The organism is Pseudarthrobacter sp. NPDC080039, assembly GCF_040702335.1.
In the GTDB taxonomy this organism is placed as follows: Bacteria; Actinomycetota; Actinomycetes; order Actinomycetales; family Micrococcaceae; genus Arthrobacter; species Arthrobacter enclensis_A.
This window is the reverse complement of record NZ_JBFBKY010000002.1, coordinates 288,372-308,454: the sequence shown is the minus strand read 5'-3', so window position 1 is coordinate 308,454 and position 20,083 is coordinate 288,372. Positions and strand designations below refer to the sequence as shown.

The 20,083-nt window shown below is 66.8% G+C and carries 16 protein-coding genes and 1 pseudogene; 9 read left to right on the top strand and 8 right to left on the bottom strand.

The genetic code is table 11. The features are described 5' to 3' along the window. Positions 1-144: 144 nt before the first annotated feature. On the bottom strand, positions 145-447 hold the full coding sequence (locus AB0313_RS03340; RefSeq protein WP_141942987.1) for a YciI-like protein: 303 nt from the start codon (positions 445-447) through the stop codon (positions 145-147). A gap of 114 nt (positions 448-561) precedes the next feature. After that, positions 562-672, bottom strand: a pseudogene (locus tag AB0313_RS03335) (DeoR family transcriptional regulator); the annotation flags it as partial. Between the two features lie 120 nt (positions 673-792). Between AB0313_RS03335 and AB0313_RS03330 the strand changes: the two are divergent. After that, positions 793-1,245: a hypothetical protein gene (locus tag AB0313_RS03330; protein WP_141942985.1), complete on the top strand. Its 453-nt coding sequence runs from the start codon at positions 793-795 to the stop codon at positions 1,243-1,245. 309 nt (positions 1,246-1,554) lie between these two features. On the opposite strand, the gene AB0313_RS03325 is transcribed toward AB0313_RS03330, so the two are convergent. The 3 genes from AB0313_RS03325 to pdxA all read right to left on the bottom strand — a co-directional run bounded on the left by AB0313_RS03325 (position 1,555) and on the right by pdxA (position 6,472). Continuing rightward, on the bottom strand, positions 1,555-2,889 hold the full coding sequence (locus AB0313_RS03325) for an MFS transporter (RefSeq protein ID WP_366303565.1): 1,335 nt from the start codon (positions 2,887-2,889) through the stop codon (positions 1,555-1,557). A 354-nt stretch (positions 2,890-3,243) separates the two neighbouring features. Then, a complete protein-coding gene (locus AB0313_RS03320) occupies positions 3,244-4,020 on the bottom strand; it encodes a DeoR/GlpR family DNA-binding transcription regulator (RefSeq protein WP_141942981.1) in 777 nt (258 codons plus the stop codon). A gap of 76 nt (positions 4,021-4,096) precedes the next feature. Beyond that, the gene (gene pdxA, locus AB0313_RS03315) at positions 4,097-6,472 is read right to left on the bottom strand and encodes a 4-hydroxythreonine-4-phosphate dehydrogenase PdxA (protein WP_366303563.1); all 2,376 of its coding nucleotides are present in this window, start codon (positions 6,470-6,472) and stop codon (positions 4,097-4,099) included. 245 nt (positions 6,473-6,717) lie between these two features. Here pdxA and AB0313_RS03310 point away from each other — a divergent pair, with 245 nt between their 5' ends. The 6 genes from AB0313_RS03310 (at position 6,718) to AB0313_RS03285 (ending at position 12,755) form a co-directional block, all read left to right on the top strand. Next, the gene (locus tag AB0313_RS03310; RefSeq protein WP_366303561.1) at positions 6,718-7,707 is read left to right on the top strand and encodes an aldo/keto reductase; all 990 of its coding nucleotides are present in this window, start codon (positions 6,718-6,720) and stop codon (positions 7,705-7,707) included. A gap of 42 nt (positions 7,708-7,749) precedes the next feature. Further along, the gene (locus AB0313_RS03305; RefSeq protein ID WP_366303559.1) at positions 7,750-8,529 is read left to right on the top strand and encodes an aldolase/citrate lyase family protein; all 780 of its coding nucleotides are present in this window, start codon (positions 7,750-7,752) and stop codon (positions 8,527-8,529) included. Between the two features lie 2 nt (positions 8,530-8,531). Continuing rightward, positions 8,532-9,773 carry an exo-alpha-sialidase gene (locus tag AB0313_RS03300; protein ID WP_366303557.1) on the top strand — a complete coding sequence of 414 codons (1,242 nt, stop codon included), beginning with the start codon at positions 8,532-8,534 and terminating at the stop codon, positions 9,771-9,773. Continuing rightward, positions 9,770-10,444: an SDR family oxidoreductase gene (locus AB0313_RS03295; protein WP_141940455.1), complete on the top strand. Its 675-nt coding sequence runs from the start codon at positions 9,770-9,772 to the stop codon at positions 10,442-10,444. The genes AB0313_RS03300 and AB0313_RS03295 overlap by 4 nt, the downstream gene beginning before the upstream one ends. A 150-nt stretch (positions 10,445-10,594) precedes the next feature. Beyond that, positions 10,595-11,632, top strand: a complete 1,038-nt coding sequence (locus AB0313_RS03290; RefSeq protein WP_141940456.1) for an AAA family ATPase — start codon at positions 10,595-10,597, stop codon at positions 11,630-11,632. Positions 11,633-11,912: 280 nt separating this feature from the next. Next, the gene (locus tag AB0313_RS03285) at positions 11,913-12,755 is read left to right on the top strand and encodes an alpha/beta fold hydrolase (RefSeq protein ID WP_141940457.1); all 843 of its coding nucleotides are present in this window, start codon (positions 11,913-11,915) and stop codon (positions 12,753-12,755) included. Between the two features lie 61 nt (positions 12,756-12,816). Here AB0313_RS03285 and AB0313_RS03280 read toward each other — a convergent pair whose 3' ends face one another. The 3 genes from AB0313_RS03280 to AB0313_RS03270 all read right to left on the bottom strand — a co-directional run bounded on the left by AB0313_RS03280 (position 12,817) and on the right by AB0313_RS03270 (position 16,899). Beyond that, positions 12,817-14,112: an ArgE/DapE family deacylase gene (locus AB0313_RS03280; RefSeq protein ID WP_307307136.1), complete on the bottom strand. Its 1,296-nt coding sequence runs from the start codon at positions 14,110-14,112 to the stop codon at positions 12,817-12,819. A 94-nt stretch (positions 14,113-14,206) separates the two neighbouring features. Beyond that, positions 14,207-15,538, bottom strand: a complete 1,332-nt coding sequence (locus AB0313_RS03275) for an MFS transporter (RefSeq protein WP_307307138.1) — start codon at positions 15,536-15,538, stop codon at positions 14,207-14,209. Positions 15,539-15,705: 167 nt separating this feature from the next. Next, complete coding sequence (locus tag AB0313_RS03270) at positions 15,706-16,899, bottom strand: helix-turn-helix domain-containing protein (protein WP_366303554.1); 1,194 nt, start codon at positions 16,897-16,899, stop codon at positions 15,706-15,708. Between the two features lie 159 nt (positions 16,900-17,058). Between AB0313_RS03270 and AB0313_RS03265 the strand changes: the two genes are divergently transcribed. Next, positions 17,059-18,753 (top strand): amidohydrolase, encoded by a 1,695-nt coding sequence (locus tag AB0313_RS03265; protein WP_366303552.1) that lies wholly within the window; start codon positions 17,059-17,061, stop codon positions 18,751-18,753. Continuing rightward, complete coding sequence (locus AB0313_RS03260; protein WP_366303550.1) at positions 18,750-20,003, top strand: M20 family metallo-hydrolase; 1,254 nt, start codon at positions 18,750-18,752, stop codon at positions 20,001-20,003. The genes AB0313_RS03265 and AB0313_RS03260 overlap by 4 nt, the downstream gene beginning before the upstream one ends. The last annotated feature ends 80 nt before the right edge of the window (positions 20,004-20,083 follow it).

The following is a 20,083-nucleotide window of genomic DNA, read 5'->3' as shown; positions in this document are numbered from 1 at the left end:
TCCGGGTGGGAGGACGGATCGCCGACGGCGTCGGCACCCACGCGTTGGCCGCAGCCAAGGCCGCTCTGCCCGGGCCGACCGGCAGGCGCGGCCTTCGGGGAAGACTGCAGGCAACAAGGGCGCGGCCACTGCCGTTCGGTGGCGTTAGGGGCGGACCGGTGTGGCCGCCCCGTTGCCGAGCACCGTGGTCCACGGGCTGGCGGTCCAGGACGTGACGACACCGTTGAGGACGTAGGGGTCTGCGGCTGCAAAGGCTTTGGCGGCCTCCAGTGGGTTCTCGCCGGCGAAGATCAGCAAGCCTTTGAAGGGTCCTTCGCCAATAGCCCCGCCGAGCAGAAGCTCGCCGCGTTCCACTGCCTCCCACCCCGCCTTGAGGTGGTCTGCGCGGTATTGTCCGCGGGACTCGAGGTAGTTGTCGGCGTAGGTGTATTCGAGCACGGCGTGCATGGGTTTCTCCGCTCAGGCTAAGGGCTTCAATCGTTGTAGCAGCAGCGTACCCAACCGGGCCTACTCAGAAACCGCAGCCACCTCCACCTGTACCCCCGCATCCCGAAACTTCTGCACCGCCATCGCCCCGCCGTAGGTGCGGGCCAGCAGGCCATGCGAGTTCAGCAACGCGAGGTCGCGGCGGATGGTGGAGGCTGTCACCTCGAACTTGGCGGAGAGCTCCTCCGTACCCGCATGGACGTTGAAGGCTTTCGGCTCTGGCAACAGCCTTACTGCGCAAAAGAAGATCACTGGAGATGGCCGGGAACTCCTCCATCTCGAAATCTGAATTGAAAGCAGGAACTGATGATGATTTCCGTTAAGATTCTTACCCGTTCGGCTGCTGCCCTTGGTGTCACCGGAGCCCTGGCCCTGCTGGCCTCACCAGCAATGGCAGACAGCGGCGGCGCGGTAGTCAATCGGCAGTCGGAGTGTCGCACCGATGCTTACGGGACAATATGTTCAACCCTCGACCTTGTGACCAACAAGGTGACCCCTCGCAACGGAGACACCATTTACGTCTACAACCTGAAGGCGACAGATTCGTACTACCGCCTCGACGGCACCTCCACGGGCACCATTGACTTCGCCGTCCACTATCACACCCTGCTCGCACCGGACGGCAGTGTTATGGAGAACGGCTACCACGGCACCACTACTTCGACCAATGAAGCTGGTACGTGCATCGGTTCAGCTGATATTCACTACGCACACGGGACCTACCAGTACTACGACACCAGCCACACCTGCACACCCTGACATAAGATCCCTGCACCACCAGCGCAGAATTTAAGGGACCGCACCCAAGTGCCGGCCCTTCCCTGTTCGAGACTGTAAGAAAAACGGCGTGTGCTCGATTCCCAGGTCCGCGCGCTGGAACTCCTTCAGCCAAACGAAGCAGGCTTCTCTGTGTCTGCGTTTGGGGCGCCCTGGCGATCCAATTTCACGACGCCTTTGATGCGCCCTCCTGACCAAGGACCCCAGACCAGCTGCGGCTGGCGTGGGGTCCTTGGTCAGGAGGGCGCTTGTCCTGTTGTGGCTGGCAGCCGTGGCAGTGGCCGCGGGTTCCTACGCGATGGCGTGGCGGGACTGCTCGTCTTCCTGGATCTGCGTCTTGGATTGCTTGCTCGGTCCGATCCAGACGGCCACGATGGTGATGATCGCCTGGCTGATCATGTAGAGGGCCACAGGCCAATACGAGTTGGTCGCGGCCAGCAGGAGGGTGGCGAGGACGGGGCCAATGCCTCCGGAGATCGCGCTGCCCACTTCGCGGGAAGAGGCAAGGCCGGTGAAGCGGATATGGGCCGGGAACAGGTTGGCCAGGTAGGCGCCCTGGGTCGCGGACATGCCGCGCACGGCGATCGCGTAGATGATGACGATGGCGATGATGACGACCGGGACCGACTTGGTGTCGATCATCCAGAACATCGGGAAGATGAACAGCGCGACTGCAATCGCTGAGCCGATGTAGACGCGGCCGATGCCGAGGCGGTCACCCAGCCATCCGAAGAGCGGGTAGGTGAAAAGACTTACGAAGGAGGCGACGAAGAGGCCGTTGAGCCCGACGCTCTTGTCGAGGTGGAGAAAGGTTGCCGCGTAGGCCAGGACGAAGGTCTTGACGAGGTTGGTGGTCGCATTCTCGGCGAAGCAGGCGAACATGGCCACAAACCAGTTGCGCGTGTGGGAGGCGAAGACTTCCTTGACGGGGCTCTTGGGCTTCTCTTGGGTCCGCGTGACGGCCATGAACTCCGGGGACTCGACGACCCGCATCCGGATGAAGAGGCCCACGGCGATGCCGATGACGCTGGCGAGGAAGGGAAGCCGCCACCCGTACGCCATGAATTGGTCCTTGGGCATGGAATCCAGAAGGGAGTAGAAAGAGGTTCCGAGCATGATGCCCAGCGCCAGGCCCGCGCCGGGGAGGCTGGTGAAGAGGCCCTGCCGCTTCTTGCTGGCGTGCTCGGACACCATGACCTGGGCACCTCCGAACTCCGCACCCGCGCCGATCCCTTGCAGGATGCGGAGGAGGAGCATCAGGATCGGGGCCCAGATGCCTACCTGGGCGTAGGTGGGAAGCAAGCCGATGAGCGCCGTGGACGTGCCCATGAGGACGAGGGTCGCGGCGAGGACGTTCTTCCGTCCCAGTCGGTCGCCGAGCGCGCCGAAGACGAAGCCTCCAAGCGGGCGGAAGAAGTAGCCGATGGCCGTTGTGGTGAGGGCGGCAGCGGTGCCAATCAACGGGTCCATCTTCGGGAAGAAGAGGGTGTTGAAAACGAGTGCGGACGCCGTGCCGAACAGGACGAAGTCGTACCACTCGATGGTGGTGCCGACGACTCCGGCGATGATGGCGCGGCGGACCCACTTGGCTCGCTGCTCTGGCGTGGGGGTTATGACGTTGGACATTGCTGTTCCTTCTACTGCGGTGTAGGGGAGGCGCCTGTTGCTGGAGGAGCTCCGAGCCTCGGCGGGAGAGGTGCGTCACAAGTAAGCATGACACATGTGCGTGAAACGCGCTAGTACTTTCGCTAAGTTCGCGCATGATTTGGGCCAAGTGCCGTGATTTGGCTCGACAAGGAGGGGGAAATGGTCCACTCATGCGCATTACGCGCAGAATGACGAGGAGGCGAAGGCGGCATGGTGCGCACAAACCGCCATGGCGGCGGGCTGGATTCGTTATCAGCGCGGGGACCGGGGAGGGCCGGGGAGCTTGCCCGTGGGGACCAGCGGTTGTTCCCGCCGGGGCCTAGCTGGATTCGATCAGCGTGCTGAAGCAGCGACGATTTCCACCGTTACCCCGCGGCTTTGGAACGCCTGCACCTGCCTGGGGTCCGCGCCGTCGTCTGTCACCAGGGTCCACGGTAAAGGCAACTGGACCCAGGCGTGGAAGGGCCGGAGCCCGAGCTTGGAGGAGTCCGCCAAAACGTAAACGGAACGGCCCCGGCGGGCCATGAGCTCCTTGAGGCGCGTCTGCGCGTGGTCTGCTTCGCAGATGCCGTCCTCGGCGGAGACGGCATCGGCGCCCAGGAACACCCTGTCGAAGCTCATCCGCTCCAGCGCGGCCTCGGCCAGCGGCCCGACGAAACTCTGGGACACGCCACGCAGCCGGCCTCCCAGGCAGTCCACCTCGATGCCCTCGCAGTCGGCCAGCTCCTGCAGGGTGTTGATGCCCGGCGTCGTAATGGACAACCGGCCAAACCCGCGCAGTTCGTGGGCAAGGGCACCTGCCGTGGAGCCGGCGTCGAGCAGGATGCTTTCCCCTGGCTGGATGACCGACGCCGCCCAGCGGGCGATCGCCTGCTTCTGCTCGAACGCCTCGCCGGTGCGCTGCCGCAGCGAGGCCTCCGGGTGCGCGCCCAGGGCCATGGCCCCGCCGTAGGTGCGGGCCAGCCGGCCCTGGTTGTTCAGCAGCGCCAGGTCGCGGCGGATGGTGGACGCGGTCACCTCGAATTTGGCGGAGAGTTCCTCCACGGAGGCAAGGCCGGTGGTCACGGCAAGGTGGTAGATCTCCTCGCGCCGCGCGTTTGCGCTGAGCATTCCCGGTCTCCTTCCCGTGGGCATGGCGGTGGCAGTGCTACCCATGCTAGTTCCGGCGACCACAGAATCCCGGCAGCTACACAGCCATGGCCGGGCGGGTGGCCATTTCCGCGGCCTGGTGCAGCGCTTCCACCATGGAACGGGAATCGGCGATTGCCTTGCCGGCGATATCGAACGCGGTGCCGTGGTCCACGGACGTGCGGATCACCGGCAGGCCCACCGTGATGTTCACGCCGGCCTCGATGCCCAGGACCTTGACCGGCCCGTGGCCCTGGTCGTGGTACATGGCCACCACCAGGTCGTAGTCGCCGCGGCCGGCCAGGAAGAAGAGGGTGTCCGCGGGGAGCGGGCCCACCGCGTTGATCCCGTCCGCCTGCGCAGCCTTCACGCCCGGCTCGATCTTCTCTGCTTCCTCGCCCTGCCCGAACAGGCCGTTCTCGCCGGCGTGCGGGTTGATGGCGCACACGCCGATCTTCGGGTTGGGGATGCCGGCGCGCACCAGCGCCTCGTGGCCGCGGCGGATGGTCCGCTCCACCAGGTCAGGGTTGATCTTGCGGATGGCGTCCATGAGCCCGATGTGCGTGGTCACGTGGATCACCCGGATCTTTGGCGTGGAGAGCATCATGGACACTTCCTCCGTGCCCGTCAGCGAGGCCAGCAGCTCTGTGTGCCCGGGGAAGATGTGCCCGGCGGCATGCAGCGCTTCCTTGTTCAGCGGCGCCGTGCAGATGGCCTGCACCTTTCCGGCCATGGCCAGCTCGCTGGCCACCCGGATGTATTCGTAAGCGGCGTGCCCGGCCACGGGGGAGAGCTGCCCCCATGCCAGGTCCGCCGGCAGCAGCGCCAGGTCAATTACGTTGACGCGGCCCGGCGTGAACTCCGCGTCCGCCACGTCCTCGATGGCCCGGATGTCCACCTGGATGCCCAGTACATCCGCGGCCTGGCGCAGCCGCAGCGCGTCGCCGATCACCACGGGCCGGCACTCGGCCAGGATGCCAGCATCCAGCACCGCCGGCACGATCACCTCGGGGCCGATGCCGGCTCCGTCGCCCATGGTGACGGCGACGTAAGGCAGGGGCTGGTTGTTCATTGTTTCGTCAGTCATTGCTGCTCCAGGTTCTTCGGAAGTCTTGCGGGGAAAGGTGTTGGGGGAAGCTCCCGCGGACTGGCCGCGGTGCTTCCGGATTTCGTCATACAGCTGCAGGAGGGCCAGGTCGTCGCCGAAGCTGCCGGGCTTGGTGCCCACCAGCGTCCCGTCGTCGGCACGGCTCAGCACGGCCCCGTGCTGCACCGCCGCGAGCGGCGCCAGGCTGGAGCGGCCGACGGCGTCCAGGACTTCCCGGGCCGTCTCGCCGCCGGTAAGGATCAGGTCAGCAGGGGCCGCTTTCGCTGCCTCGGCCGCGAACGCGGAGAGCGCCTGCACGATGCGGGCGGAGGCGGACGGGACCACGTTCTGCACCGCCAACCCGAGAGCTACGCGGGCTCCCGCCCTCAAATCACCCGTGACCCGGGCCAGTTGGGAAGCGTAGGCACCCTTGGATTCGGCCGGGAGCGGGTCCAGCCGGACCACCCTGAAGCCGTTGGCTTCGAGCTGGGACAGCTGCGCCTGCGCGGTTCTGGACGCGGAGCCGACGACGGCGAGGACGGGCCGTCCCGCTTCCTGTGGTTCTGTGCCGATAAGCTCAGCCGCTGCCGCGTTTTGCGTATTTCGCGCAAATTGGGTCGATAGCCGCCGGGCGAGGACATCAGCCGCTCCACCGGCTCCCACCAGGACGATGCGGCGGCCGCCTGCATGGAAATCCATTTCCAGCAGTGCGGCCACCACGTGCTCCAGGTCCTGCACCGTTTCACCGTCGGTGACCACCAGTTGCGGCTGGTCGGAGTCCAGGAGCCCGGCGAGCTTTGCGCTGAACGAACTGGACCGGACTCCCGCCAGGGTTACTGTCCTAACCGATGCCGGGTCCTCCGGTCGGAGCAGGGATGGAACATCGGCTGGCGGGGCCTTAATCTCTGCCTGCCACAGCCCCGTCTCCGCCAGGGGAGTGCCGTGCACCAGCGGCCGGCCACCCGCCACGGAACGCTGCAGCTGCGGGAGGGCGCCGGCAACCACAGCGTGCAAACCCAGGCTGGTCAGCGCGGAAATCTCGGCACTGAGGTTGCCCCTCCACAGGGAGTCCATCTTCTTGAACATCGCCCGCGCAACGGAGGCTTCAGGACCGGAGAAAGCGTCCTTCACCAGCGCCTCGGCCGCGGCTTCGGAAAGGCCGCGGGAGTGCGTATCGGTGACCACCACGTCGCTGGCGAACCCACTCGAGGAGGTGCCGCCGTCGTGCGTTCCCGCATCCTTACCTGCTCCCAGCAGGACCTGCGTGGACAGGCCATGTTCCACAAAGCAGTAGCCAACCTCGGCGGCGCCGGAGAAATCGTCGGCCTGCACAAATATGGAAGCCACGTTGCTCCTCCCGCTTGTAGGTGGCTGCACCCGGACAAGTGGTGCAAACTCCAATCATCATGACACAACTGCGCGATTCGCGCTAGAGGGTTGCGCGGTTTGCGCAAAGGTGGCAAAGTGATGGGCACAACAAAGCATGATGAGGGGCCCGCGGGCTCCACGTCAGCCGGACCGATCTTTCCCAGGCCGGCTCGACCCCTACTGTTTCTACGAGAAGCAATGACGCAACCACGAGGAATCAACGCATGAGCACCCAGCCCGAAGGCACCCAGGTGGACGGCCTGAAACTTCCCATCTCCCGGCTTGTGCTGGGAACCATGACGTTCGGCGACACCGCGGATGAGGCCACCGCCGCCCGGATGGTGGAGGAAGCGCTCGACGCCGGCATCACCACCATCGACACCGCCAACGCCTACGTGGGCGGGGTCACCGAGGAGATGCTCTCCCGGCTTTTAAAGGCGAAGCGCGACGGCGTTATCCTGGCGTCCAAGGCCGGCATGCCGCACGCGGACTACGGCTCCAATGCGCCGCTGTCATCGGCCGGACTGCGGGCCAGCGTGGAGGGCAGCCTGCGCCGGCTGGGCGTGGACAGCATCGACCTGTTCTACCTGCACCAGCCGGACCGGGCCACCCCGCTTGCCGAGACGCTGTCAACCGTGGCCTCGCTCGTTGAAGAAGGGAAGATCGGTGCGCTGGGCGTCTCAAACTTCGCCGCCTGGCAGATCGCCGACGTCATCCACACGGCGCGTGAAGTGGGGGCGCCGCGGCCCGTCGTCGCACAGCAGCTCTACAACCTGGTGGCCCGGCGGCTGGAGGAGGAATATCTCGAGTTCGCGGCCACCCACAACGTGCACACCATGGTCTACAACCCGCTGGGCGGCGGCCTGCTCACCGGCAAACACAGCTTCGACGCCAAGCCCACCGAGGGCCGCTACGGCGATTCCAAGCTCGCCGCCATGTACACGCAGCGGTACTGGGACAAGCAGCTGTTCGACGCCATCGCCGAACTGTCCAGCATCGCCGCCGGTGCCGGGGTTTCCCTGGCTGAGCTGTCCCTGCGCTGGCTTGCCTACCGGGACGGCGTGGGGTCCCTGCTGCTGGGCGGGTCCAAGGTGGAACAGCTGCGCGCCAACATCGCCGCCGTGGCCAACGGTCCGCTGCCGGCCGATGTCGTGGACGCCTGCGACGCCGTCGGCACGTCGCTGCGCGGGCCAATGCCCGCCTACAACCGCTGATCCCTTACCCGCTTACCTGAACCGATCACCTGAAGGACCCTGATGACTTCCGAACTGGCCCTCGAATTCGCCCGCAAGATCCGCGCCCGTGAGCAGGCGGTGGGCTACTGGGCGGTGCTGGACGCGCCCGTGGCCACCGAACGCATCGGCCGGCTCGGCTACGACTACGTCGCCCTGGACGCGCAGCATGGCCTGCTCGGCTACTCCGGGGTCCTCAACGGGCTGATGGCCATCGATGCCGGGCACACCGCCGTCGGCATGGTCCGCGTGGAGGCCAACGACTTCACCGCCATCGGCAAGGCGCTCGACGCCGGTGCCGTGGGCGTCATTGTCCCGTTGGTCAACAACGCCCAGGACGCCGCCGCGGCCGTGGCCGCCGCCAAGTACCCGCCGCTGGGCGGCCGCTCCTACGGCCCCATGCGCTCGGCCCTGCGGATCGGCCCAGTGCCCGCCGAGGCCAACGCCGCCACCATGGTGTTCGCCATGATCGAAACCCCCGAGGGGCTGGCCAACGTCAAGGAAATCTGCGCTACCCCCGGCCTGGACGGCATCTACGTGGGGCCCTCCGACCTTTGCATTGCGGTGGGCGGGGCGTTCCCCGGGGATCCCGCCGTCGAAACCGAATTCAACGCCGCCCTGGAGACCATCGCCGAGGCTGCCGCGTCAGCCGGCATCGCCGCCGGCATCCACACCGCGGCCGGGACCGTCGCGGCGCAGCGCCTGAAGCAGGGGTACACGTTCACCACCGTCGCCTCGGACCTGACGCACCTGGAACAGATCGCCAAGTCCCATCTCGACGCCGCCACTTCCAAGGACCAATAACCATGACCATCACCACCGACAGCTACAGCACCATCACCCCGGACGGCGCGGTCAAGAGGGCCGACGGCGCCGACTTCGCCTACCTGCCCGCGCCCACCGTGCAGAGCCACGCGGCCAACCTGCTCACCCTCCCGGACGGCCGGCTGGGCTGCGTCTGGTTCGGCGGCACCCAGGAAGGCGTGCCGGATATCTCCATCTGGTTCTCCACCCTCGAGCCGGGCAGCAGCCAGTGGTCCGCCCCGGAGCAACTCTCGAACGACTCCACCCGCTCCGAGCAGAACCCCATCCTCTTCACCAACACTGACGGCGCGCTCTGGCTGCTGTACACCGCGCAGAAGGCGGGCAACCAGGACACGGCCGAGGTCCGCCGTCGTATTTCCCTGGACAGCGGCCGCACCTGGGGTGAGGTGGAGACCCTCTTCCCGGCCAACGAGACCGGCGGCGTGTTCGTCCGCCAACTGCCAGTGGTGCTCCCGTCCGGGCGGCTCATCATCCGGATCTTCCGCTGCATCACCACGCCGGGGGAGAAGTGGGTGGGCAACAGCGATGACAGCGCCGTGATGATCTCCGACGACGCAGGCGCCACCTGGACCGAGCACGTCCTGCCGGGCAGCCTGGGCTGCGTCCACATGAACATCCAGCCCGTGGCCGACGGCTCGCTGCTGGCCCTCTTCCGCAGCCGCTGGGCCGACTCCATCTACGAATCCCGCTCCACCGACGACGGCTCCACCTGGAGCGAGCCCGTCCCCACCGAGCTGCCCAACAACAACTCCTCCATCCAGTTTGTTGCTTTGACGGACGGCCGCCTGGCCCTGGTGTACAACCACAGCCGCGCCGGGGAGGGCACCGCGCGCCGGCTCTCGCTGTACGACGAGATTGACGACGACGGCCTGGCCGACGAACAGGGGCAGGTCGCCGAACCGGACGCTACGGCTTTCCCGGAGGACGACGGCGTCAAGCGCGCCTTCTGGGGCACGCCGCGCTCGCCGATGACCCTGGCCATTTCCGAGGATTCCGGCCGTTCGTGGCCCATCCGCCGGAACCTGGACGTGGGGGACGGCTACTGCCTGTCCAACAACTCCCGCGACGGGCTGAACCGCGAATACTCCTACCCGTCCATCCACCAAGGCCCGGACGGCGCACTGAACATCGCGTACACGTACTTCCGGCAGGCCATCAAATTCGTCCGCGTGGACCCGCAGTGGGCGTACGACGGCAGCACCACGCCGGGCGGGGACGCATGACCAAACATGCGGTTGTCACCGGCACCAGCTCCGGGATCGGCAAAGCCATCGCTGCGCGGCTGTTGGCCGACGGCTGGCGCGTGACAGGGCTGAGCCGCACCGAGTCTGCCCTGGAGGGCAAGTTCGAGTGGCTGCAGGCCGATCTCGCCCAGCCGGAGTCCCTGGCTTCGCTGGTTTCCGGGCTGGCTCCGGCCGATGCCCTGGTGCACGCCGCCGGGTTCCAGCGGACTGCCCACCTTGGTTCCCTTGACCCCGCTGCTTTGTCCGGCATGTTCACCGTCCACGTGGCCGCGGCGTCCGCGCTGGCCAACGCGTTGGTGCCGGCCATGCCCGACGGCGGCCGGATCGTCCTGCTGGGCAGCCGCACCTCCACGGGGATGCCGGGCAAGAGCCACTATGCCGCGACGAAGGCCGCGCTGATGGGGCTGGGCCGGACCTGGGCGCAAGAGCTCGCGCCGCGGGGGATCACGGTCAACGTGCTTTCCCCGGGGCCCACCGACACCCCGATGCTGAACGATCCCGGCCGTGCCGCCACCCCCGTGAAGCTGCCGGCCCTGGGCGCCCTGGTGGACCCGGAGGACGTGGCCGCCCTGGCCGCCTTCCTGCTGGGCACGCACGGCAAGTCGATCACGGGCCAAAACTACGTGATCTGCGGCGGCGCCTCCCTGTGACCCCCGGCCGCCCCGCCCCCGCCCGAATCGCCGGAACGGTGCCAGGACGCCGGAAGGGGACGGCTATCCGGCACTCTTCCGGCGGTATCGGCCCTGATACTTGTGGCGCTGAGTCCGCCGTGCGCGGGAGCCGGGGTCTACAGTGGAGGCATGGCTCTCGGCCGCAACCCGCTCGATGACCTGCGCGAAACGATCGGCCACCTGGCCGATCAGCTCAAGCTGCCCGGTTCGGAACGCGTCGATGAAGTAGTCGGCGATCTCATGGGTGCCCGGCCCGGGCCGGCTCGGCCTCTGTCTGAGCTGCAGGCCGAGCTCGACGCACTGGTGGGACTGGACACCGTGAAGGAGCAGGTACGGGCCCTCGTGGCACTGCTCCAGGTCCAGGCGCGCCGCAAGGCCCACGGACTGCCGGAAGTGGCCACCTCACAGCACCTGGTGTTCCTCGGAAACCCCGGCACGGGCAAAACCACCGTGGCGCGGCTCCTGGCCGAGATGTACCGCGCCGTGGGTCTGTTGCAGAAAGGCCACCTGGTGGAGGTGGACCGTTCGGGCCTGGTGGGGCAGTACGTTGGCCAGACCGCCATCAAGACGGACCGGGTGATCCGGCGCGCGCTGGACGGTGTCCTGTTCATCGATGAGGCGTACGCGCTGGCCCCGGAGGATGGCCGGATGGATTTCGGCCCCGAGGCGATCGAGGTCCTGCTGAAGCGGATGGAGGACCACCGCCACCGCCTGGTGGTGATCGTGGCGGGGTACCCGCGGCTGATGGAGGCCTTCCTGCTCTCCAACCCAGGCCTGCGCTCCCGGTTCGCCCGCGAGATCACCTTCCCTGACTACTCCGTCGATGCGCTCCAGACGATCTTCCACCAGATGCTGGCCCAGCACGAGTACAGGCTGGAGCCGGACGCGGACCAGATGCTGCGCCGCATCTTCACCGGGCTCCATGCCGGCGAGGACTCCGGCAATGCGCGGTTCGCCCGCACCCTCTTCGAGCAGGCGCTCAACCGCCAGGCGCTGCGGCTGTCGCTTGACGAGGAACAAAGCCTGGACGCGCTGGACCGTGAGGCCGTCATGACGCTCACCGCTGACGACATTGTCCAGGCCGCGCAGGCGTTGGGCGAGGAGCCGGAGCCCGAACCGACGCCGGAACCCGAGCAGCCACGCTGGAAGCGTTGGCTCCTGGCCTGACAGCCCACAGGTCTGCACGTTCGTGCAGACCGCGGCAGACCGCCCGTGCGCAGGCCGGCGTACGCTCTCTAGCTACTGACCAGTAACAAAGCCCGATTTGACGGGGTGCCGGAGCAACATCCACCTCCTCTTGGACAGCCCTTTTTGGCCGCACATCCGTGCACTTCTGCTGCGCAGGAGCAGCAGCGCTGCCAGCATGGAAAACCCCGGCCAGCCCTGATGGATCCCCCAAAACCATCAGTGCAGGCCACACCATAGACAGACGAACAAAGAGGTTTCCATGTCATTCCTTACCCGGGCCCTGTCCGTTGCGGCAGCCGCCGTCCTTGCCACATCCCTGGTTTCAACCCCCGCCCAGGCCGTCGATGTCTCCCCGCCGGGTGCCAATGACTGGTCCTGCAAACCATCAGCAGAACATCCCTACCCCGTGGTCCTGGTTCCGGGGACCTTCGAGAGCATGGACAAGAACTGGTCCACCCTCTCGCCGTACCTTAAAAGCGAGGGCTATTGCGTCTTCGCCCTCAACTACGGCGAAACGAACGGCGTCTATGCCACGGCTCCGGTCAAGGATTCCGCCGCGCAACTCGCGCCGTTCGTTGATGCCGTCCGCTCCGCCACCGGAGCCAAGCAGGTGGACTTGGTGGGCCACAGCCAGGGCGGCATGATGCCCCGGTACTACATGGGCTTCCTGGGCGGGGCAAAGTACGTCCACCAGCTCGTGGGCATCGCGCCGTCCAACCACGGCACCGAAGGCGTGATCCTCCCGCCGCCGGACCTGGTGCCCACGCCCGACTACACCGCCGCCGGCTGTGCCGCCTGCGCCGACCAGCAGGCCGGGTCGCCCTTCATGCAGGAGCTCAACTCCATCGGCGATACGGTGGCTGGCCCGTCCTACACGGTCATCTCCACCACCCACGACGAGGTGGTCATCCCGTACAACAGCCAGTTCCTGAACGGTTCGGCGCGGCAGGTCACCAACATCACCATCCAGGACAAGTGCCCGGCCGACGTCATCGAGCATGACCAGACGCCCAACGACCCCGTGGTGCACCAGCTCGTAGGCAACGCCCTGGCCCAGCCATCCGGTCCCGCGGACCCGGCCTTCCAGCCCGTCTGCTTCTAGCATCTTGAAGCAGTACGACGGCGGGTGGCCGGTCCACAAGCCGGCCTCCCGCCGTCGTGGTTTACTGCGCTGGCACCGGGGTTCCAGGCTGCTCGTCGACCCCGCACCAGTCGGCGATGAACAGGGCGATGCTCTTGGTGATCCGGCGGATCGATTCGACCGAGACTCGCTCGTCGAACCCGTGGATCGACTCCGAGATGGGGCCGTAGACCAGCGGCGGCGTATCGGCGTAGAGGGCGAAGACGCGGCCGTCCAGGTAGCCCGGCGTTGTGAAGCTCTCCAACTCGCGGCCGAACACCTGTGCGTGCGTCCGCTGCAGCATGGCCTCGGCGTCCGTCCCGGGCTCCAGCACGTAGCCCTCGGAAAAGAAACCGGTCTTCACGCCGACGGCGGTGATCGACTCCGGTCCGCGGCCCAGGGACTCGAGGCACTCCTGGAGTTCGTGCCAGGCCTGCTCGGCGCTGATACCGGGGTAGATTGCCGCCCGCACATCGAACTCGCACCAGGCCGGGACGCTGGAGGGCCAGTCCCCGCCTGCGATCCCGCCGAAGTTGAAGTTGATGGGGTGGTCCAGGTCTTCGAAGTACCGGTGCTGTCCGCGGTCCGCGTTCCACTTCTCCTCCACCTCGCGCAGCGCGGAAATGGCCGTGTATGCGGCATCGATGGCGTTGAAGCCGGCGCCCATCTCCCGGGGATGCGTCGGGTTGCCGGTGACGCGGACCTTGAACCACAGCACGCCCACGTTGGCGCGCACCAGCATGTCCTCCTCGGGCTCGGGGATGATTACCGCGTCGGCACGGTACCCGCGCATCAGGGCTGAAAGGGAGCCGTTGCCCGTGCACTCCTCCTCCACGACGGACTGGAAGTGGATGCGGCCCGCCGGCTCAAACCCGGCGCTACGGACGGCGTCGAACGCGAAGAGGTTTGCCGCCAGGCCTGCTTTCATATCGCCGGCACCGCGGCCGTACAGCCACCCATCGATGATGGGTGCGTCCCAGGGGGAGCGGGACCACGCCTCGGCCGGGCCCTCGGGCACCACGTCGATGTGGCCGTTGAGGATGAGGGACCGGCCCCGCTCTTCGGCCGGACGGTACGTGCCCACGACATTGGTCACCCCTTCATAGGACACCGTTACCGGCCCGAAGCCGTGATGGGCGGACAGCTCTTCGGCGTCCAGTTCCCACCGGTCCATCTCCAGGCCGCGGCCCTCCATGGCCCCGTAGATGAGGTCCTGCGCGGTGCCCTCCCGCGTGCGCAGGGACGGGTGCTTGACCAGGTCCTGGGTGAAGGCAAGTTGGGCGTCGAAGGCGGCGTCCACCGCATCCAGGATGCGCCGGCTTTGATCGTCACTGAGCATGTGTTCTCCTAACGGGAAGGGGAGCCGTCCGCCGGACGGCTCCCCTTGGGTGATTGTCGATAGTGCAGCGGGTTACCGGCGGTCGCCGTCCGTCCTAGCTGCTGGTAACGAGCTGCTTGTCCTGGACGCGCAGGCGCTCGCCGAAGAACCCGCCGACGGCGGTAAGCAGCGAGATGATGGCCAGGATCAGGGCCGCACCCCACGACTGGTTGCCGGAGACGCCCAGCATGGCGGTGGCCAGCAGGGGCATGAAGCCGCTGGTGGCGCCGGCGATGTTGTAGCCCAGGGCCACGCCGGAGTAGCGAAGCTTCGGCGGGAACAGCTCGGTGAGCAGGGCGCCGTTGACGGCGTAGGCCACTGCGATGAGCATGATGCCCACCGTGATGGCCAGGATAATCATCACCGGGGACTTGGTGTCGATCATCGCGAAGAGTGGGAACGCCATGACCGCGCTGACGATGCCGCCCCACATGGTCACCTTGCCCGGACCGATCTTCTCGGCCAGTCGGCCCATGACGAAGGTGACGCCGATCTGGGCCACTGCGGCAACCAGCGTTGCGTTGACCATGACATTCCGGTCCACCTTCAGGGTGTTGGAGCCATAGCTCACCGCGAAAGTGGTGATCATGTAGAAACCGCCGACGCCGAGCAGTGCTGCGAGCACGGCGATGAGCAGGCGGCCGCCGGCGTGGCGGAAGACCTCGAAGGCCGGAACCTTCGACGTTTCGCCCTGGGCCAGCAGATCCTTGAAGATGGGGGATTCCTCCACCTTGAGCCGGATCCACAGCGCGATGCCCAGCATGGGGAACGCCAGCAGGAACGGGATGCGCCAGCCCCAGGCATCGAAGAATTCGGACGGGAATAGCAGGACCAGCGAGAAGGCGCCGGAGGCCAGCAAGGTGGCGACCGGCGAGCCTACCTGGACCAGGGCGGCATACCGGCCACGCTTTTCCACGGGTGCATGCTCGACGGCCATGGTCACGGCGCCGCCCCATTCGCCGCCGACTGCCAGGCCCTGGACCAGGCGCAACACGGCAAGCAAGGTGGGTGCGGCCAGGCCGATTGTGCCGAAGTCGGGAAGCAGGCCGATGAGGGCCGTGGCCGCCCCGATCATGACGATGGTGGTCAGCAGCGCCGGACGGCGTCCATAGCGGTCACCGATGTAGCCGAAGATCATGGCACCGATGGGGCGAGCGGCGAAGCCGACGCCGAAGGTGGCAAAGGAGGCCAGCAGTGCTGCGGTGGGGTCCATGTTGGTGAAGAAGAGCCGGTTGAAAACCAGCGCCGCTGCTGTGCCGAAGAGGTAGTAGTCGTACCACTCCAAGGCGGTCCCGACGAAGGCTGCGCGGGCGATCTTCCCTGCGTCCTTGCCGGAGATCACCGGAGGAGCACCGGCGGTGTGGGAGATTGAATTTGAGGTCGTCACTGCGTGGGCCCTTTCGAGCGGGTTGAGTTTGCATCCCGGTCCCGCGGCGGTCGAATGGCGATGGCCTGCACGCTGCGGTGGTTTATTCGACATTAGGTGAGTGATAAAGCCCTAAACAATGACAATATCCACCCACTTTTCGCCCTTCTGCTGGGCATCTTCACAAATCAGTCCGTGAACTCGCTGTACCGGCTGAGGGCGACGAGGGCCCGGGCGGCCTCCGCCGGGACAGTCAGGTCCAGGCCGATGACCTCGTGCAGGCTGTGCAGGCGGTTGACAACGGTGTTCCGGTGGCAGAAGAGTTCCTCCGCCGTTTCCTTGATGGAGCCGGTCCGCCCGTAACTGCGCGCCACTTGCAGCAGGCGCTGGCGTTCCAGGGGCGTGCACCTGTCCAGGGCCTGTTTGATGGGAGCGGAGAAGCCTGGGAACTTCTGCTCCAGCAGTCCGCCAGCAATGCCCATCCACGTATCCTCCATCGTGGCCAGCCCGGCGCCACGGGGATTCTGCTGCGCCAGTACGAGCGCCGACGCGGCCGCGGCAGGAACAGCAGCCAGCCCGTCGACGTCGGGCAGGTATCCGGCGGGGAAGCCCGGGCCTTCCTGCTGCCACGTGCGGCCCTTGCGCTGCTGGCGGAAGACATACAGGACCCCGGTGTTCTCATACATATATATGCGGTGGTCCGGCTCGAACTGCCGCTGCGCCTGGGCCACGGCGTCGGAGGTCACTGCCAGCACTTCAAAGGTCTCGGCGGCCTCCACCCCGAGCGCCGCGGCAAGGTCCTGCGTATCGCCGGAGCTGCCTGCTTCGGCGTTGAACAGCCGGGACAGCAGGCGCTGGCGGTACAGCTGTTTGTTGCGGGCCAGCCGGGCCTCTTCCTCGGCATAGGCCTGCTGGATGCTGCTGACATAGCCCTCCACGGCGTCCAGGACCCGGTCCATATTGGCCACCAGGACGCTGATCCCTTGGTCGCGGGCCACCCGTTCCAGTCCCTTCCAGAGAACGCGGAAGTCATTGCGGATCGCTTCAAGAAACGCGTCCAGGGGCACGCCCTGACGTGCCCGGCGGCCAGCCACCTCACGGGGCAGGGTCTGCAGGTCCGGAGGGAGCTCCAGCCCGGCCATCTGATACAGGAACATGTCCATGGTGTCCGCGGCGGTCCGGTACACATCATCCTTGGGCACCAGCGCCTCGCCGTAGGAAATCGCGGAGAAGCGTTCCAGGAAGTCATCCACCAGCCGGGAGCGCTCCTTCCACAGGCTCTCCAGCAGTTCGGTCCATTCCGGCTCCATGGGCCGGCCCGGATTGAACTCCCTGATCACCGGGCCGGAGGGGCGGGCGGCAGTGTTGTCGCGGACTGTCATGGGGACCATTTTATGCAAAAGCCTAAGTTAGTGCGCTAATGCCGCGTTCGATGTCCATTGAGAGCAGCAAATTTACAGAGTTGAATGGAGCGAAGCCACACTTCCAGGCCCCTGCCCTGAACCCTCCGTTGCCATCCGGAGGCCTATCAAAGAGGATTAATGCCCGTCGATCTCCTGATCCGCAACGCCCACATACTGACCCAGGATGCCTCCCGGCCCACGGCGACGAGCCTGCTCATCCATGACGGCAAGATTCTCGACGTGGATCCCGACCCTGCCTTGGCCGGCCATGCCCTCCAGACCATCGACGCCGCCGGGACCGTGATCGTCCCCGGATTCAACGATGTCCACGCGCACAGCGTGTGGTTCGGGCTCGGGCTGATGGAGGCCAACGCGGGAGTGGCGGCAAACCTGGACGAGCTGTACGACATCATCGCCAACGCTGCAGCCGGAAAGGCTGCCGACGAATGGGTGGTGGCATCCGGCTTCAGTCCGCTGCTGTTCGGCGGCCGGCAACCGGACCGCCACCGGCTGGATACGGCGGCCGGGGGACGCCCTGTGTGGATCAAGCACTCGTCGGGCCACGCCTGCACGCTCAACGGCGTAGCGCTGGAGCTCGTCGCCGGCCGGGCCGATCTCACTGCCCCGATCGACGGCGGTGCTGTGGTCATTGGCGATGACGGCCTTCCGACCGGGCTGCTGGAAGAAAACGCCATGCGGCTGGTCCAGGACATCCTGCTTCCGTATCCGCTGGAAACCATTGAGCGGGCGCTGGATCTGGCAACGTCGCACTACCTTTCTGAAGGGCTCACCAGCGTTACGGATGCGGGCATCGCCGGCGGCTGGATCGGCTATTCGCCCCGCGAGTTCGCGGCCTACCTGAACGCGCGCGACAAGGGACTGCTCAGCGTCAGGATGCAGCCCATGCTGGTCATGGATGCCCTCCACGAGATGCCCGGGCACGCCGATGACCCCGAGTCCCGGAGCCTTGACGCCGGGATCCGCACCGGACTGGGCGACGACTGGCTGCGCGTGGGCCCGGTGAAGATCTTCAGCGACGGTTCGCTCCTGGGCAGTACGGCCTACATGACCGAGGACTATGTGGGGTGCACCCACAACCACGGCTACCTGCAAATGGACGCCGACCAGCTGCGCGAATCAGCGCTCGCCGCCTACCGTGCCGGCTGGGCAATCGCGATGCACGCCATTGGTGACCGCGCCGTTGACCATGCCATCGACATCATCACCGAGGCCCAGGAAAACTTCGGGCTCAATGCACAGCCCAACCGGATCGAGCACGGCGGGGTGGTCCGCCCCGACCAGCTGGACCGGATCGCCGCCGCCGGCATCGTGCTGGTCCCGCAGCCACACTTCATCACCGAGTTCGGAGACGGCATGGCCCGCCTGTTGGGGCCCAAGCGCACCCCCTGGTCCTATCCCGGCAAGAGCCTGCTGGAGCGCGGCGTCACGCTGCCGGGAAGCTCGGACCGCCCTGTCTCCAACGGTCGGCCCCTTGATGTCATGCAGTCCTTCGTGGAACGGCTGACGCCGTCGGGCGAGGTCTACGGGCCGGACGAAAGGATCACCGCGGTGGAGGCGCTGGCCGCCTACACCACGGGGTCGGCCGCGGCCACCGGAACCGGACACATCAAGGGGCGCCTGGCACCGGGGTACCTGGCCGACCTGGTGTTCCTCGACCAAGATCCAACCGCCGTCGAGCCCTCAAACATTTCAGCCACGCGCGTGCTGGCCACCATGGTGGGCGGCCACATCCGCTTCGGCGCAGAAAATCTACCAGCGCCGGCCCGCCTCGCGGACCTTGAGCCGGCACTGACAGGAAAGGAAACCCCATGAGCACCACCGACCCCCAGTTCCTCGCGGACTTCGCCACGATGTCGGGCTTCGGCGCCACGCCCGGCGGCGGCGTGGACCGCCAGGCCGGAACCCCAAACGACCACGCCACCCGGGCCTGGTTCAGCCAATGGCTGGCCGAGCACGGCTACACCGAAACAGTGGATGAGGCAGGCAACCAGTTCGGCACCGTGGAACTGGTCCCCGGCGCCCCCTACGTGCTGGTGGGTTCGCACCTGGATTCCCAGCCGCTGGCCGGCCGGTATGACGGGGCCTACGGGGTGCTCGCAGCAGCCCACGCGGGCGCCCGCGTTGCGGCGGAAGCCCGGGCCGGCAAGCTCGAGCCCGCCTATAACCTGGCCGTTGTGAACTGGTTCAACGAGGAAGGCAGCCGCTTCGCGCCCAGCATGATGGGCAGCGGCGTCTTCACCGGGAAGTTGCAGTTGGAAGACGCCCTCGCCACCATTGATCCCGCCGGGACGACCGTAGCCCAGGCCCTGGGTGCAGGACATGCTGCCCCGGACGGGGACGCGCCAGTCCTCGCCCAGGTCGCCCGCTACGCCGAGATCCACATCGAGCAGGGCCGGAACCTGGAGGAGAGTGGCACCCAGGTGGGCATCGTGGACAGCACCTGGGCCGCCAGCAAGTATCGGGTGACGGTGGACGGAGCGCAGTCGCACACAGGCGCAACCCGCATGGAGGACCGCCGCGACGCCCTCTTCGGGGCCGCGCTGGTGATCTCCGCGGCGCGTGAACTGGCTGCCGAATTCGAGCCCGGGCTGCTGCATACCTCGGTCTCCGAGCTGTATGTCCTGCCGAACTCGCCGGTCACCATCGCCCGGCAGGTGCTGATGAACCTGGACCTGCGCTCCCCGGACGAATCCGTGCTTGGCTTGGCCATGGAGCGGCTCGCCAAGCGGATCATCGACGCCGAGGCCGACTCCCGCACGGACATCAGCCTGGACCTGACGCACAACTGGGGAGTGGTGTCCTACCAGCCCCAGGGAGCAGCACTAGGCAGGGCCAGCGCGGACAGCCTGGGCTATACCCATGCTGACGTGATGACCGTCGCCGGGCACGATTCGACCAACATGAAGGACGTGGTCCCCACCGTGATGCTCTTCGTCCCCAGCGTGGAAGGCATCTCGCACAATGAGGCTGAGTACACGCACGACGACGACGCGCTGCGGGGCGTCGAACTCCTCACCGAAGTCACGCGGCGCCTTGTCCGGGGCGAACTGGACGAGAACTAGCAACGCGTCCCGGGTGCCTGGCTTACAAAAGCCGGCCTCCCGCCGTCGTACGCAAGCGTTGATTCCTTCCCGCGCCTGGT

Excerpts from the sequence above, each read along its gene's own strand:
- AB0313_RS03340 (WP_141942987.1), bottom strand. The coding sequence starts at position 447 with ATGCACGCCGTGCTCGAATACACCTACGCCGACAACTACCTCGAGTCC.
- AB0313_RS03330 (WP_141942985.1), top strand. The coding sequence starts at position 793 with ATGATGATTTCCGTTAAGATTCTTACCCGTTCGGCTGCTGCCCTTGGT.
- AB0313_RS03325 (WP_366303565.1), bottom strand. The coding sequence starts at position 2,889 with ATGTCCAACGTCATAACCCCCACGCCAGAGCAGCGAGCCAAGTGGGTC.
- AB0313_RS03320 (WP_141942981.1), bottom strand. The coding sequence starts at position 4,020 with ATGCTCAGCGCAAACGCGCGGCGCGAGGAGATCTACCACCTTGCCGTG.
- AB0313_RS03310 (WP_366303561.1), top strand. The coding sequence starts at position 6,718 with ATGAGCACCCAGCCCGAAGGCACCCAGGTGGACGGCCTGAAACTTCCC.
- AB0313_RS03305 (WP_366303559.1), top strand. The coding sequence starts at position 7,750 with ATGACTTCCGAACTGGCCCTCGAATTCGCCCGCAAGATCCGCGCCCGT.
- AB0313_RS03300 (WP_366303557.1), top strand. The coding sequence starts at position 8,532 with ATGACCATCACCACCGACAGCTACAGCACCATCACCCCGGACGGCGCG.
- AB0313_RS03295 (WP_141940455.1), top strand. The coding sequence starts at position 9,770 with ATGACCAAACATGCGGTTGTCACCGGCACCAGCTCCGGGATCGGCAAA.
- AB0313_RS03290 (WP_141940456.1), top strand. The coding sequence starts at position 10,595 with ATGGCTCTCGGCCGCAACCCGCTCGATGACCTGCGCGAAACGATCGGC.
- AB0313_RS03285 (WP_141940457.1), top strand. The coding sequence starts at position 11,913 with ATGTCATTCCTTACCCGGGCCCTGTCCGTTGCGGCAGCCGCCGTCCTT.
- AB0313_RS03280 (WP_307307136.1), bottom strand. The coding sequence starts at position 14,112 with ATGCTCAGTGACGATCAAAGCCGGCGCATCCTGGATGCGGTGGACGCC.
- AB0313_RS03270 (WP_366303554.1), bottom strand. The coding sequence starts at position 16,899 with ATGACAGTCCGCGACAACACTGCCGCCCGCCCCTCCGGCCCGGTGATC.
- AB0313_RS03265 (WP_366303552.1), top strand. The coding sequence starts at position 17,059 with ATGCCCGTCGATCTCCTGATCCGCAACGCCCACATACTGACCCAGGAT.
- AB0313_RS03260 (WP_366303550.1), top strand. The coding sequence starts at position 18,750 with ATGAGCACCACCGACCCCCAGTTCCTCGCGGACTTCGCCACGATGTCG.